This window comes from Xanthomonas sp. NCPPB 3569 (assembly GCF_041475645.2).
Classification (GTDB): domain Bacteria; phylum Pseudomonadota; class Gammaproteobacteria; order Xanthomonadales; family Xanthomonadaceae; genus Xanthomonas; species Xanthomonas phaseoli.
Window position 1 is genome coordinate 1,701,558 of record NZ_CM192969.1, and the last position, 14,604, is coordinate 1,716,161.

The window sequence follows — 14,604 nt, forward strand, 5'->3', positions numbered from 1 at the left end:
CTTGTGGAACGTTTACGGTGTGGAATGAGCGCGGAACCCAGGTTCCGCGAAACGAATGAGTTCGCGCGCCGCGCACGCACGATGGTCGGCCTCGCTGACGCCCGCCGGCCGCTTGATGAGTCCGAAATCGGCCATGGCATAGGTCAATGCGCCGGCCAGGAAGTCCAGCCGCCAGTACAGCTCTTCCTTGCTCAAGCCCGGCACGCAGCCGGCGATGGCCTTGCCGAATTCGCGCAGCACATGCCCGTAGTGATCGGACAGGAACTTGCGCAGGTTGTCGTTCTTTTCTGCGTAGGCGCGCGCAATCACACGTACGAACGCGCCGCCGTTCTGGCGGTCCTGCGCCATGGCCAACGCCGGCTCGACGAAGGCAGCGAGCACGGCCGTGAGCTCGCCGGGCTGCGATTTCTTCGCCAGTTCCAGCTGCTGCAGGCGCGCGGCGGTCATTTCGTCCATGCGCCGACGGAACACCTCGTTGACCAGGTTTTCCTTGGAGCCGAAGTGATAGTTGACCGCTGCGATATTGACGTCGGCCTGCGTGGTGAGCTGGCGCAGCGACGTGCCGGCGAACCCGTGCTGGGCGAACAGCTCCTCGGCCGCACCGAGAATGCGGTCCTTGGTGGAGAAGTGGGCGGGCTTGGGCATGCGCGAAGACAGGACTCAATCAAACGATTGTTTGAGTCTACGGGCTCGCCTGCAAGCTGGTCATGTCGCAACGCAGCACGATTCAGGGGGCGGTGTGCAAACGAATCGTTGACGAGATAGAATTGACCATCGCAAAGAAGCCTAAGCCCGCGTTTTGTCGCGGGTTTTTTTCATGATAGCCTCGGGCCTTCAGTGGCCCGCCCAACGGAGAACTTCCCATGGCGCTGGAGCGCACCCTGTCCATCATCAAGCCCGACGCCGTTGCCAAGAACGTCATCGGCGAAATCTACAGCCGCTTTGAGAAGGCTGGCCTGAAGGTCGTGGCCGCCAAGTACAAGCAGCTGTCGCGTCGTGAGGCCGAAGGCTTCTACGCCGTGCATCGCGAGCGTCCGTTCTTCAACGCCCTGGTCGAGTTCATGATTTCCGGCCCGGTGATGATCCAGGCGCTGGAAGGCGAGAACGCCGTTGCCGCACACCGTGACCTGCTGGGCGCGACCAATCCCAAGGACGCTGCGCCGGGCACCATCCGCGCCGATTTCGCCGATTCGATCGATGCCAATGCCGCCCATGGCTCGGACTCGGTCGAGAACGCTGCCAACGAAGTCGCATATTTCTTTGCTGCCACCGAAGTGGTCTCGCGCTGAGGCCGAGTGAGTCGAATCGTGAATGAGGTCGTGATCCCCTCCGTGCTGCAGGACGTTCCCGTCCCCGCATCGCCGGTGCGCAAGCAGAACCTGCTCGACCTCGATCGCGAGGGTTTGGAGCGCTTCTTCGCCGACACGCTCGGCGAGGCGCGCTACCGTGCCCATCAGGTGATGAAGTGGATCCACCATCGCTACGTCACCGATTTCGACCAGATGACCGACCTCGGCAAGGCGCTGCGTGCGAAGTTGCACCAGCATGCCGAGGTCCTGGTCCCGAACGTGGTGTTCGATAAACCCTCGGCCGACGGTACCCACAAATGGCTGTTGGCCATGGGGGCCGACGGCAAGAACGCCATCGAGACCGTGTATATCCCCGACAAGGGCCGCGGCACGCTGTGCGTGTCCTCCCAGGTCGGCTGCGGCTTGAACTGCACCTTTTGTTCGACCGCCACCCAGGGCTTCAACCGCAACCTCACCACGGCCGAAATCATCGGTCAGGTGTGGGTCGCGGCGCGCCACCTGGGTAATGTGCCGCACCAGCAGCGCCGGCTCACCAATGTGGTGATGATGGGCATGGGCGAGCCGCTGATGAATTTCGATAACGTCGTGCGCGCGATGAGCGTGATGCGCGACGATCTTGGCTACGGGCTGGCCAGCAAGCGGGTCACGCTGTCGACCTCCGGTCTGGTGCCGATGATCGACCGACTTTCCACCGAAAGCGACGTCTCGCTGGCGGTCTCGCTGCACGCGGCGAACGACGCGCTGCGCGAGAGCCTGGTGCCATTGAACAAGAAATACCCGATCGCCGAGCTGATGGAGTCGTGCGCGCGCTATCTGCGCGGCAACAAGAAGCGCGACTCGGTGACCTTCGAATATACGTTGATGAAAGGCATCAACGACCAGCCGGAGCATGCGCGCCAGTTGGCCAGGCTGATGCGGCAGTTCGACAACGCGGTGCAGTCCAAGGACGCCGGCAAGGTCAATCTGATTCCGTTCAACCCGTTTCCTGGCACGCGCTATGAGCGCTCGGGCGAGACCGAGATTCGCGCGTTCCAGAAGATACTGCTCGATGCGCAGGTGTTGACGATGGTTCGCCGCACCCGCGGCGACGACATCGACGCCGCATGCGGGCAGCTCAAGGGGCAGGTCATGGACCGTACCCGTCGCCAGGCGGAGTTCCGCCGCACATTGGAAGGGCAGGCCGATCGAGATGCGGCAGCGTGAACTTGCGTTAATGGCGGCCGTGGCGATCGCGCTGAGCGCGGTCGGTTGCGGTGGTCGCAATGCCAAGGCCGGCTCGGCCAAGAGCGTGGAAGAAGTCGCCCCGGTGTACTCGTTCCGCGACGACAAGGCCACCAAGAATCGCCTGGCTGTCCAGGAGAAATTGGGTCTGGCGCGCAATCGGCTGCAGACCGGCGATTACGCCAGCGCCGAAGATCAGGTGCGCGCCGCCTTGAAAAAAGACCCGCAGTCGGTGGATGCCATCGGTCTGCTGGCCTTGATTCAGGGCGCCAGGGGCGATACGGCGGCGGCTGGTGCGTCGTATCGGCAGGCTGCAGACCTCGCGCCGCAACGCGGCGACGTGCTGAATAACTATGGTGCCTGGTTGTGCGCCAATGGCTCGCCTGCCGAAGCGTTGACCTGGTTCGATCGTGCACTGGCCGACCGCACATATGCCTCGCCTGCGTCTGCCTTGGGCAATGCCGGCGGTTGCGCGCTCAAGGCAGGACAGCCTGAGCGCGCAGCGGGCGATCTGCGCAAAGCGCTCGATCTCGATCCAAATAATCCGTATGCGCTCGAGTCGATGGCACGGCTGGAAGCCGGGCGCCGCAATTGTTTCGAAGCCCGCGCTTTTATCGAACGCCGCCTTGCGGCTGCACCGGCAACTGCTTCCGTGTTACAACTCGCCATTCAGATTGAGCAAGGGCTAGGCGACAAGGTAGCTGCCGGCCGTTATCAACAGCGGTTGGTCAAGGAATTCCCTGACGCAGCGACCGCTACTCCCGGGGCCAATGCATTGTGATCAGTGATTCCAATCCGAACCTTTTCGAGCAGGAAAAGGGCTGCGGACAGCACTTGCGCGAAGCGCGCGAGGCAGCAGGTCTGAGTGTGGACGAAGTGGCCGGCAAGCTACGCATGCCGGCACGTGTTGTGCACGCGTTGGAGCAGGAGGACTGGCAGCGGCTGGGCGCGCCGGTGTTCGTGCGCGGGCAGCTGCGCAGCTATGCGCGCCTGTTGCAGGTCGATCTGGAGCCGCTGTTGCGGCAGGCCACCATTGCGCCGATCGAGCCGGTCAAGTTGGTCAGTCATACGCATACGCCGCGTGCGCGGCGCATTCTCGAAAGCACCGCGCGCAAGGCCATGTATGTGGTCATTACCGGCGTGTTTGCGGTACCGGTCTGGTATGCGACGCGCTCGCATCTGGATGGCAAGGCGCCAAGCACGGTGTCCTTGGACAGCATGCCGGAGTCTGCAAAGTCCGCTGCGCCAGGCAATCCAGCAACGCAGCCAGCTGCCGCGCCGCGCGAGCAGCCGGCGCCGTATATCGCGTCGATGACCCCGGTGCCGCGTGCGGCCCAGGCGCCGGCGGCGGCAGTTGCTCCCGGCGGCAGTTTGTCGCTGAGTTTCAGCGGCGACAGTTGGGTGCAGATCCTGGCACCGGATGGCAGTGCGGTCGAAAAAGCCCTGATACGTGCCGGTGAACAACGCACGTATTCGCCCGGTCAGGTGGGGCGTATCGTGCTGGGTAATGCCTCGGCGGTACAGGTTCAGCAAGGCGGCAGTATCGTCGACGTGAAACCGTTCCAGCGCGCTAACGTGGCCCGTTTTGCGGTATCCTCCGACGGCTCCGTGGTACCTGCTTCCGAGTGAAGCGGACTGCGGTTTTTCATTTATCCCTTTTGATGTTCCGCGCCTCCGGGATGACGGAGCGAGAGTACGCATGGCGATCGACGATCTGCTGGACGAACACGAACAAGGCGAACGCGTTCGTTCCTGGTTGAGAAAGAATGGCGCGGGTCTGGTGGGCGGCGTCCTGCTTGGTCTGGCACTGATCCTGGGCTGGCAGTGGTGGCAGACGCGCACCAACACCGCGTTGGTCGAGGCCAATGGCCGCTACGAGGCGGTGGTGAAGTCGATTCAGGCCAAGGACCTAGACAAGGCCGCCAAGGACATCGTGGCCCTGGACGACGGCAAGGGCGGTATTTACGCCGAGCTGGCGGCATTGCGGCTGGCCAAGGCCCAGGTCGATGCCGGCAAGAACGCCGAGGCGATCAAGACCTTGCGTGACGTGCCGGCCGAAGGCGAGCTCAAGCAGATCGTGCAGCAGCGCCTGGCGCGCGTGCTGACTGAAAGCGGCAAGCCCGACGAAGCGATCAAGCTGCTGGCCGATGCGCAGGACCACGCCAGCCTGGAGATTCGTGCAGACGCATTGGTCGCGCAGGGCAAGCCGGATGAGGCGCGAGCGCTGTACACCCGCGCCCTGACCACGGTGGAGGTGGCCTCGCCGCAACGCCGTTTGCTGGAAACCAAGCTGATGGATGTGGGCGGCAAGGTGCCCGATCCGGCGGAGCAGATTTGATGAAGCAGGTTGATATGTACAAGCGCGTTGCGTTGATTGCCGTGATGGGTGTGTCGCTGGCTGGCTGCAGCACCGTCAAGGGCTGGTTCGCCGGGAAGGATGCTGCTGCCAAGAAGGCGCAGGAACCTGCCGAGCTGGTGAAGTTCGAGCCGTCGGTCAAGGTCGAGAAGATTTGGTCTGCCGGCGTCGGCAAGGGTGAAGGGCATATCGGCGTCCGTCAGCGCCCGGCCGTGGCCGATGGCAAGGTGTATGCAGCGGCGATCACCGGTGGCGTGGAGGCGCTCGACCTGCAGACCGGCAAGCGCGTCTGGGAATACAAGCCCAAGAAGGAAGAGCGTAACGACCGCAAGTTCAAGCAGCGCCTGTCCGGTGGTCCCGGTGTAGGCGAAGGCCTGGTGGTGATCGGTAGCCTGTCCGGTGATGTGATCGCCTTGAACCAAGCCGACGGCACTGAGAAGTGGCGCGCCAAGGTACCGAACGAAGTGATTGCTGCGCCGGCCATCGCACAGAACCTGGTGCTGGTGCGTAGCAACGACGGTCGCGTGACCGCGTTCGATGCCGCAACCGGCGAGCGTCGCTGGTTCCATGCCGAAGAAGGCCCGACCTTGTCCGTTCGCGGCAACGCGCCGATCGTGACCGGGCCGGGCGTGGTGTTCGTTGGTAATGACAGCGGGACCTTGAGTGCGCTGGCGCTGCAGGACGGTCGCCCGTTGTGGGAGCAGGCCATCGGCGTGCCGGAAGGCCGTACCGAGCTGGAGCGTATGTCCGATGTGGATGGTGCGCCGGTATTGGATGGCACCACGCTGTACGCGACCAGCTTCAAGAATGAAACCCTCGCGCTGGAAGGTCCGAGCGGCCGTCCGCTGTGGACGCGCGATCACGGCGGCGCCGGTGGCGTTGGAGTGTCGTCGGCCGTGGTGGTGGTGTCCGACAATGCCGGCTCGGTGTGGGGCCTGGACAAGAGCAGCGGTGCGGCGATGTGGTCGCAGGCTGCGTTGGCGCGCCGTTCGCTCACCGGTGTGGCCATCCAGGGCGATTACGCCGTGGTCGGCGACTACAAGGGTTATCTGCACTGGCTGAAACTCAGCGACGGAGCCCTGGCCGCGCGCGCACGTGCTGGACGCGATACGCTGCTGGCGCAGCCGCAGGTGGTCGACGGCATTTTGCTGGTACAAAACACCGACGGCGATCTCACCGCCTTCCGGTTGGCACAATAAGGACCTTGCGATGCTGCCCCTGGTCGCCCTGGTTGGACGGCCCAATGTCGGCAAGTCCACCATCTTCAATGCGCTGACGCGCACCCGTGACGCGCTGGTCCACGACCAGCCCGGCGTCACCCGCGACCGTAACTACGGGGTCTGCCGTCTCGACGAGCAGCAGCCCTTCATCGTCGTCGATACCGGTGGTATCGCCGGTGATGAGGAAGGTCTTGCTGGAGCCACGGCGCGCCAGGCACGCGCCGCCGCCGGCGAAGCCGATCTGGTGCTGTTCGTGGTCGATGGCCGCGAGGGCGCGTCCTCGCTCGATGACGAGATCCTGGCCTGGTTACGCAAATTGGCGCGGCCGACCGTGCTGGTGATCAACAAGATCGACGGCACCGACGAAGAAACCGTGCGCTCGGAATTCGCGCGCTACGGCTTCTCCGACGTGGTGGCGTTGTCTGCCGCGCATCGCCAGGGCATCGACGAGTTGCTCGACGAGGTGGGTGCGCGGCTGCCCGAGGAAGGGGCCGGCGAGCTGCTGGACAACGACCCGGCACGCGTGCGGATCGCCTTCGTGGGCCGCCCGAATGTCGGCAAGTCGACCCTGGTCAATCGCCTGCTGGGCGAAGAACGCATGATCGCCTCGGAAGTGCCGGGCACCACGCGCGATTCGATTGCGGTGGACCTGGAGCGCGATGGCCGTCAGTACCGTCTGATCGATACCGCGGGCCTGCGCCGGCGCGGCAAGGTGGAAGAGGCGGTCGAGAAATTCAGCGCGTTCAAGACGCTGCAGGCGATCGAGCAATGCCAGGTCGCGGTGCTGATGCTGGACGCTACCGAAGGCGTAACCGACCAGGATGCGACGATTCTCGGCGCGATCCTGGATGCCGGCCGTGCGCTGGTGGTGGCGATCAACAAGTGGGACGGGCAAAGCGATTACCAGCGTGCGCAGGCCGAAGATCTGCTGTCGCGCAAGCTGGGTTTCGTCAATTGGGCAGAGGCGGTGCGGATTTCTGCATTGCACGGCTCGGGCATGCGCGAGCTGTTCCAGGCGATTCATCGCGCACATGCATCGGCCACGCATGAGTTCAGCACCAGCGAAGTGAACCAGGCGCTGGAAATCGCTTATGAGACCAACCCGCCGCCGAGCATTCGCGGGCATGTCTCCAAGCTGCGCTATGTGCACCCGGGCGGCGCGAATCCGCCGACCTTCATCGTGCATGGCACGCGCCTGAAGGTGTTGCCGGAGTCGTACAAGCGCTATCTGGAAAACTTCTTCCGCAAGCGTTTCAAGCTGGTTGGTACGCCGGTGCGTTTCATCTTCCGCGAGGGCGCCAACCCGTACGAGGGCAAGAAGAATCCGCTCTCAGATCGCCAGGTGGCCCGCAAGCGGCGCCTGATGCGGCATGTCAAAGGGAAGTAACGGCGCCCAGGCCGCCTGAGGCGTGATGTTCAGGCGGTTGGGAGGCGCGCAGATCTTTGGGCTGTGCGGCTAGCTCGCCGCTTGCAGGCAGGGTTCTAAACGTTCTGTGCATGCTCCCGATCGTTCGATCGACACGTGAGGCAGTTCCTGCGCGTGCAGGTGTTCGTTCTTGGCACGGTGGCGCGCGTGCAGGCGCATTCGAAGTTCGCTCGCGTCGCAGCGCGTTCTCAAGGCCCATCTCCTGTTGCCGACGCGTGGCGCCGCTACCCTTCGCGTTGGCGATGCACTGGTATCCTGCGCGGCATGACCGATTATCCTTCCCGTATTCCGTATGCGCAGGCGCTGCAGATTCTGCGCAGCGTCGCGGCCAGCAATCGTTCGCCCGATGAAAACATCGCCACCTCGCGTGCCGATGGGCGGATCTCTGCCGGCGACCTGATCGCACCGCTGGCGCTGCAGCCGTTTGCCAACAGCGCGATGGATGGCTTTGCACTGCGGCACGCCGATGTTGCTGGCGGCGATGCGTCGTTGCAGCTGGTTGGCGAACAGTTTGCCGGCGAGCGCTGGGCCGGCACATTGGGCGCTGGGCAATGCCTGCGTATCACCACCGGCGCGCCATTGCCCGATGGCGCCGATACCGTGATTGCCAAGGAAGATGCCGACGAACGCGACGGCATGGTGCGGTTTCAGACCACGCCTGCACCGGGCTCCGCGGTGCGCCTGGCCGGCAGCGACGTGCGTGCCGGCGACCTGGTGATCCAGGCCGGGCAGGTGCTGACGCCAGCGCGGATTGGCTTGGCGGCGGCACTTGGCGTGTCGCGCCTGGCGGTGGCGCCGCGCCCGACCATTGCGGTGCTGGCCACCGGCGATGAGCTGATCGAGCCAGGCATGCCGCTCGGCCCCGGACAGATATACAACAGCAACCGCGACATGCTGATGGCGCAGCTGCGTGCGCTTGGCTATGCGCCGACCGCCTGGCCGACCTTGCCGGACGACCCGCAGCGCATCCGCACCATGCTGGAAGATGCGGCCGCCGCGTTCGATGTGGTGATCACCTGCGGCGGCGTGTCTGCTGGTGAAAAGGATTATCTGCCGCGCCTGATCGGCGAACTGGGCCAGATCCACTTCTGGCGCGTGCGGATGCGCCCGGGAATGCCGGCGGTGTTGGGGCAGATTGGGCGCTGCCTGGTCCTGGGCCTGCCGGGCAACCCAGTCTCGGTGCTGGCAACGCTGATTGCCTATGGCGTGCCGTTGCTGGATGGATTGCAGGGGCGCAGCGAGCCGCGCCCGGTCTGGCATGCCGCGTTGGCAAGCCCATGGGACAAGCGCCATGAACGGCTGGAATTCCTGCGTGGGCGCCTGGAATGCGGCGAAGATGGGCGGTTGACCGCGCTGCCGCACCGTGGCGATGCCTCGCATCTGCTGCGTGGCGCGGCCGACAGCAATGCATTGATCGTGCTGCCCGAGCAGGCGCGGCGCTTCGAGGCTGGCGAGATCGTGCGGGTGATTCCGTACGCGTTGTGAGCGTGTGCTCGATCGCTGGCGCCCGGCAGGATGATGCGCGCATTGTTGGAGGGTCTTCGTAATGCGCAGCGTGTGCGACATGCTGGGTGCGGGTGCGACGCTTCAATATGCAGGATGATCGTCGGCTGCTTTTAAGCGTCTGAGCATGGCGTGAAAGCGAATGCCTTAGAAAAGCCAACGCCTCGACATCGAGCGCCAATCGCGCGATAACCGCTCTCTCATGGGAGCGGGATAAGGGTAGGGCGGAAGACCGCGATCCACGCCTGCCTCGCCGAACTGCTGAATGCAGCGATGCCCCTCGTATTGCATCGGTGGCGAAACAACCAGTCAGCCGACCGACACCACACGCCGCTGTGAGCTTCGCTCAACCAACCGCACTGCCGCAGAACGCTGCGTAATCCGCGTAACCGCGAAATACCGCGCCAGGCGCACACACCGGGCAGTGCGGGTCCGGCGGCAGGCGAATGTCGCGGAAGCGCATCGCCAATGCATCGAAACTGAGCAGGCGGCCAGTCAGGCCGTCGCCGATGCCGAGCAGCAACTTGAGCGCTTCGGTGGCTTGCAAGAGTCCGATTACCCCGGGCAGTACGCCGAGCACCCCGGCCTCGGCACAACTGGGCGCAAATTCCGGCGGCGGTGGTTCGGGAAACAGACAGCGGTAGCAGGGCGCGTGACCACGGTGGCGGCCGGCATCAAATACGCTGACCTGTCCTTCGAACTGCTGCACGGCGCCGTAGACCAGTGGTCTAGCGAGTTTGACGCAGGCATCGTTGAGCAAATACCGCGCGGGAAAATTGTCTGCGCCATCCACCACCACATCCACATCCTGCAGCAGCGCTTCGACATTGTCGGCTGTCACGCGCGTTTGTACCGCCTCGATGTGCACCCGCGGGTTGAGCGCGGTGATGCGCTGTGCGGCGGACTCGACCTTTGCAGTGCCGACGCTGTCTTCGGTGTGCAGGATCTGACGTTGCAGGTTGCTGCGGTCCACCACGTCGTCGTCGGCAATGCGCAGATGCCCCACACCGGCTGCGGCGAGATAGAACGCTGCCGGCGAGCCTAGTCCGCCTGCGCCAATCAGCAACACCCGTGCGCGCGCCAGGCGCCGCTGTCCTTCCAGGCCAACCTGGGACAGACGCAGATGACGTGAATAACGCTCAAGAAAGTCCTGCTCGTCCGCCGGCAATGTCGGGCGTACCAACGGCAGGCCGGCGCTGGCCCATGCGCTGGTACCACCGGCCACCGACGCCACGTGCGCATAGCCGTGCGCGCGCAAGATCGAGGCCGTGTGCGCCGAGCGTTTGCCGCTCTGGCAGATCAACACGATTGCGCGGGCTTGCTCCGGCAAATGGACTGCAGGCTCGGTTTCCAGGGAGCTCTGTTCGATCGCCAACGCGCCTTCGGCCTGGCCGCTGGCACGCTCATGCAGTTGCCGGATGTCGACCAGCAGGGCGCCCTGCAGGGCGCGGGCACGGGCGTCGGCGGGAGAGATGTCGTGGCTGCTCATGTGGCTATTGTCGCGCAAACGCAGCAGCTGCGATGTGCAGTTGTGTCCATGACACGCACACACCTCGCTGTTGATGAAAAGCGCGTCATGATCGTGGCGCGATGACGGACGCGATCACGCTGCCCTGCGAGCGGCACGGCTGTAATTTCGGCCTCGTTCAACACCGTCGCGCGGCTCGTGCGGCCCGGTTTGCCTGTCTTGCGCAGCGCGCCCAGCCGCGTCGTCGCAGTGCCTGCCTCAGGAGGCCATCATGCTTGTTCCATCGCAGCGGCGTCTGGCGCGCGGCTTGCCGTTACGTATCGGTCGCTGGGTTTATGCATCGGACTTGCCCTGAATTGCGATGCGGCGGCGCAACAGGCGCGGCCAACGCCGATGGCGCGGCGCCGGCCGCGTCCACTTTGAAGGCGGTGCAGGTCAAAGGCGTGCGCAGCAGCGTGAAAAGCGTTATCGCGATCAAGCAATCGAACGCGGAAATCAGCGATTCCATCGTCGCCGAAGACATCGGCAAGCTGCCCCGACAACAGCGTGGCTGCGGCCTTGCAACGCGTGACCGGCGTGCAGGTGGCGTGCGCTGGTGGCGAAGTGGGGCAGGTGCTGGCGCGCGGCTCGCCAATCGTCATCACTACCCTGGTTTGCCGAGGCCACCAATCTGCTCGGCATCACGGCCAGCGGTTATTTCGGTCAGCGGCCTGGTGATTTCCCGCGCGAGATCGCATCGCCCGAACGGACTTACACACTGGGTTTTCGTTTCCGTTTGTGATGCGGATAACGCGGTCTGCGCGCGGCGTTGGCATCGGGCTCACCGGCGGAGCGTTAGCGTGAGCACAGCAGAGGAGACCGTGATGACAACTGACATCGATGCACAATTGAAGCAGCTTGCCGAGGCCCTGCCGGACATGCGCAGTCGGCACCCGGACGACTTCTGGGATGTGTTCCGGGCCCGCTCCGAGAAAATCACCGGTGCGGCGCAATCGCAGGAGCAGGCGGCGCAGATCGTCAAGCGTATCGACGAGATACTGGCCGCCAATCAGCTGGGGCCGGCTGATCCTGGAGCGTGACGCGGGGCTGCTGGCCGGATGCACTAAGCCTGAGCATATGCCGTTATTTTTCGGCTTCTAAGCGCTGCAGCGCGAGCTTCCCGCGGGGCGGCTGTGCCTTGATGCGGAACAGACCGGCTCGCGGTGCGCGCGCACAGCCGCTGCACTGCCATTTCGGCGATTGCAGCACGGCATGCGCGTGTAGCGGCTGGACAACAACCGCCGCGCCTTTGTCCGCGGCGCGCTGCCGTGCCCCCCGTAAGGCGTGCGACGTGAGGCCAACGTGTGGATCACAAACGCGAAGCTGCATCGATTCAAGCTTGAATACCCTCACACACTGCAGCGTTCCTTGGCATCGGCACCAAGGGCAGCAAATCAGTCGTCACTCTACCTCACAGGCGAGCGTCGAGTTGATGCGGCGCTGTGCTTTGACCAGCGATTTCAAGGTTGCAGAAAAACGCCAGCTAAGTGACCTTCATACAATGTGACGATGCGTTGCGCTGCAGCAGGCGCCCTTCGCCAGCTCTCGACGCTGGCGCGACGATCGAGTCACGCCGTCAGGCCCAGCATCGAGCGACATCATCCAGCTGGAGACTTCCATGAAACCACGTCGCCCGATCATTCTTGTCCTGGCCCTGTGCATTGGCGCCGGCGTATCTGCGCAGGCTCAGGACCAGGCACAGCCTGCAACGCCTGCCGGGCCGCAAACCGCAGGTGCAGCGACCCCGAGCGAGGACGAGCGCGAGGCGCTCGGTATGCTGAGTGCCATCAACACCAGCGAAATCAACGCGGCAAATCTGGCGTTGCAGAAGCAGGTGCAAGCCGGCGCGCGCGACTACGCCACGCGCATGATCAAGGAACACACGGACAACAATCAGAAGATCGCCAAGTGGCAACCGGATACCTCCGCCGCGGGTGCAAAGCTGCAGATGACGAAGGGCAAGGCGGAGTTGGCGAAGCTGCAGAAGCTGGACGGTCCTGCGTTCGAAACGGCCTATATCACCGCGATGGTGAAAGACCACACCGATGCATTGACGGCGCTCGACAACAAGCTGATCCCGCAGGCGAAGACACCGCCGGTGCTCGCACACCTGCAGACAACGCGCCACCATGTCGCAGATCATCTGAGCAGTGCCAAGGCATTGCAGGCCTCCGGCAAGAATGCCGGAGCCCGCTAAGCCATGGCTGCATCACCGATCGATCCGGTACGCACCGACGATGACGGCACGCACATCGTGCGCAGCATGACCATCCGTGCCGAACCTCATCAGATACTGGATGCCTGGTGCGATGCCAATGTGCAGCAACGCGTGTTGGAGGGCGCCGCCGAGCTGGTCTCCGGCGACGGCCACGCGTCCCGCTGGAAGCTGTATGCGCCATTGCATCAGGTGCTGACAGTGAACGTGCGCCGCGCAGAGGCGCGGCCGGGTGAAGCGGTGCGCTACGACGCCGACGGCGAACATGGTCTGCAGCTCACCATCGTCCTGCAGGTGCACCCTGCGCACGGGCGCGAAGCCAGCGAAGCGACGCTCAGCCTGCACTATGCGGTCGACGGCGTGCTGGCGCAGGTGTTGACCAAGCTGGTGAATCCCGCGCCGTATGTGCTGGCTGGCAAAGGGCTGCGGCGACTGCGCGCATGGCTGGAAGCTGGCGAGGTGCCGACTTTGTTGCATACCCCATCGGCGCGGACATCGGCGCACGCGCATTCGTGAGGAGGGCTTTTTGTGCGAGCACTTTGCTGGAATGGCGTCAACGATTTGCGCGTGGAAACCGTGCCCGACCCGGTGCTGGTCAACCCCCGCGATGCGATCCTGAAAATCGGGCTTACCACCACCTGCGGCTCTGATCTGCACTTTATCGACGGCTATCTGCCGACCATGCGCGAGGGGGATGTCATCGGCCACGAGTTCATGGGCACGGTGGTGGAAGTCGGCACAGGGGTGAAGAACGTGCGTGTGGGCCAGCGCGTGGTGGTGCCGTCGTTTATTTCCTGTGGCGGTTGCTGGCATTGCCAGCGCAAGGAATTTTCGTTGTGCGACAACACCAACCCCAACTGGGAGATGCAGGAGCCGTTGCTTGGGCATGCAACTGCGGGAATTTACGGCTATACGCACGCCTTTGGCGGCTACGCAGGTTCGCACGCAACCTACATCCGCGTGCCGCACGCGGATGTGGGGTGTTTCGAGGTGCCCGATGGTGTGTCCGATGAGGATGCGCTGTTTCTCTCGGATGCCGGGCCGACTGGCTTCATGGGTGCAGATTTTTGCGATATCCAGCCCGGCGACACGGTGGCGGTATGGGGATGCGGTGGCGTGGGGCTGATGGCCCAGCAAAGCGCACGCATCCTGGGCGCAGCGCGCGTGATCGGCATCGACCGCTTGCCAGAGCGGTTGGCAATGGCGCGCGATGTGTTGGGTGTGGAAGTGATCGATTATTCGGCGGTCGACAGCGTGGTGGATGTCCTGCGCGAAATGACCGGTGGGCGTGGCCCCGATGCCTGTATCGATGCGGTCGGCATGGAGGCGCATGGCACCGGCATCGGCCACACTTACGATCGGGTCAAGCAGGCCTTGCACTTGCACACCGATTGCGGCCAGGCGCTACGCGAGGCGATTCTGGCCTGCCGCAAGGGCGGCATCCTGTCGGTTCTGGGCGTCTACGGGGTGATGGACAAATTTCCGCTCGGTGCGGTGATGAGCAAGGGCCTGACGGTGCGGACTGCGCAGCAACATGGGCAACGATACGTGCCCAAGTTGCTGGAACTGGCACAGGCCGGGCGCTTGAAATCCGGCTTTCTGCTGACCCACAAGATGCCGCTGGAAGACGCCGTGCGGGGTTACGACATGTTCAAGCACAAGCACGATGGTTGCGTGCGTGCGGGGTTTGTCCCCTAGCGGCAAGGAGATTGGCAACCCTGAGTTGTGCTGGCCGCGTGCTCGGAATCGCTCGGCATCTGGCGTGTTTAACAGGCCCACGGTTTATACAGACCGGCAACCGTACCTGCAGCCCGGGTGTTTGCCGGCTCCAACCAACGCATTTCCA

At 64.1% G+C, this 14,604-nt stretch carries 14 protein-coding genes and 1 pseudogene; 13 read left to right on the forward strand and 2 right to left on the reverse strand.

Going from position 1 to position 14,604, the window contains the following annotated elements; all coding sequences use genetic code 11:
* Positions 1-12: 12 nt before the first annotated feature.
* Positions 13-645: a TetR/AcrR family transcriptional regulator gene (locus ACCQ03_RS07250; protein ID WP_209226929.1), complete on the reverse strand. Its 633-nt coding sequence runs from the start codon at positions 643-645 to the stop codon at positions 13-15.
* Between the two features lie 218 nt (positions 646-863).
* Here ACCQ03_RS07250 and ndk point away from each other — a divergent pair, with 218 nt between their 5' ends.
* The 8 genes from ndk (at position 864) to ACCQ03_RS07290 (ending at position 9,018) form a co-directional block, all read left to right on the forward strand.
* On the forward strand, positions 864-1,289 hold the full coding sequence (gene ndk / locus ACCQ03_RS07255; RefSeq protein ID WP_002812972.1) for a nucleoside-diphosphate kinase: 426 nt from the start codon (positions 864-866) through the stop codon (positions 1,287-1,289).
* Between the two features lie 18 nt (positions 1,290-1,307).
* Complete coding sequence (gene rlmN / locus ACCQ03_RS07260; RefSeq protein WP_057678143.1) at positions 1,308-2,513, forward strand: dual-specificity RNA methyltransferase RlmN; 1,206 nt, start codon at positions 1,308-1,310, stop codon at positions 2,511-2,513.
* Between the two features lie 10 nt (positions 2,514-2,523).
* Positions 2,524-3,312, forward strand: a complete 789-nt coding sequence (gene pilW, locus ACCQ03_RS07265) for a type IV pilus biogenesis/stability protein PilW (protein ID WP_057678129.1) — start codon at positions 2,524-2,526, stop codon at positions 3,310-3,312.
* Entirely contained in the window at positions 3,309-4,160 is an 852-nt protein-coding gene (locus tag ACCQ03_RS07270) for a helix-turn-helix domain-containing protein (RefSeq protein ID WP_057678128.1), read from the forward strand. Before pilW ends, ACCQ03_RS07270 begins: the two co-directional genes overlap by 4 nt.
* Positions 4,161-4,230: 70 nt before the next feature.
* The gene (locus ACCQ03_RS07275) at positions 4,231-4,869 is read left to right on the forward strand and encodes a YfgM family protein (RefSeq protein WP_057678127.1); all 639 of its coding nucleotides are present in this window, start codon (positions 4,231-4,233) and stop codon (positions 4,867-4,869) included.
* Positions 4,869-6,086, forward strand: coding sequence for an outer membrane protein assembly factor BamB (gene bamB / locus ACCQ03_RS07280; RefSeq protein ID WP_017158303.1), 1,218 nt, complete (start codon positions 4,869-4,871; stop codon positions 6,084-6,086). Before ACCQ03_RS07275 ends, bamB begins: the two co-directional genes overlap by 1 nt.
* 10 nt (positions 6,087-6,096) lie before the next feature.
* Positions 6,097-7,494, forward strand: a complete 1,398-nt coding sequence (gene der / locus ACCQ03_RS07285; RefSeq protein ID WP_003482878.1) for a ribosome biogenesis GTPase Der — start codon at positions 6,097-6,099, stop codon at positions 7,492-7,494.
* 303 nt (positions 7,495-7,797) lie between these two features.
* Positions 7,798-9,018, forward strand: coding sequence for a molybdopterin molybdotransferase MoeA (locus ACCQ03_RS07290; protein WP_057678126.1), 1,221 nt, complete (start codon positions 7,798-7,800; stop codon positions 9,016-9,018).
* Positions 9,019-9,382: 364 nt separating this feature from the next.
* Here ACCQ03_RS07290 and moeB read toward each other — a convergent pair whose 3' ends face one another.
* A complete protein-coding gene (gene moeB / locus ACCQ03_RS07295) occupies positions 9,383-10,588 on the reverse strand; it encodes a molybdopterin-synthase adenylyltransferase MoeB (protein ID WP_209226928.1) in 1,206 nt (401 codons plus the stop codon).
* Between the two features lie 187 nt (positions 10,589-10,775).
* Here moeB and ACCQ03_RS07300 point away from each other — a divergent pair.
* The 5 genes and pseudogenes from ACCQ03_RS07300 to ACCQ03_RS07320 all read left to right on the forward strand — a co-directional run.
* Positions 10,776-11,155, forward strand: a pseudogene (locus tag ACCQ03_RS07300) (TonB-dependent receptor); the annotation flags it as partial.
* A gap of 212 nt (positions 11,156-11,367) precedes the next feature.
* Entirely contained in the window at positions 11,368-11,583 is a 216-nt protein-coding gene (locus ACCQ03_RS07305; RefSeq protein ID WP_057678142.1) for a hypothetical protein, read from the forward strand.
* 578 nt (positions 11,584-12,161) lie between these two features.
* The gene (locus ACCQ03_RS07310) at positions 12,162-12,740 is read left to right on the forward strand and encodes a DUF4142 domain-containing protein (protein WP_057678124.1); all 579 of its coding nucleotides are present in this window, start codon (positions 12,162-12,164) and stop codon (positions 12,738-12,740) included.
* A 3-nt stretch (positions 12,741-12,743) separates the two neighbouring features.
* Positions 12,744-13,274 carry an SRPBCC family protein gene (locus tag ACCQ03_RS07315; protein WP_209226924.1) on the forward strand — a complete coding sequence of 177 codons (531 nt, stop codon included), beginning with the start codon at positions 12,744-12,746 and terminating at the stop codon, positions 13,272-13,274.
* A 12-nt stretch (positions 13,275-13,286) separates the two neighbouring features.
* The gene (locus ACCQ03_RS07320) at positions 13,287-14,456 is read left to right on the forward strand and encodes a zinc-dependent alcohol dehydrogenase (protein WP_209226922.1); all 1,170 of its coding nucleotides are present in this window, start codon (positions 13,287-13,289) and stop codon (positions 14,454-14,456) included.
* Positions 14,457-14,604 lie beyond the last annotated feature (148 nt).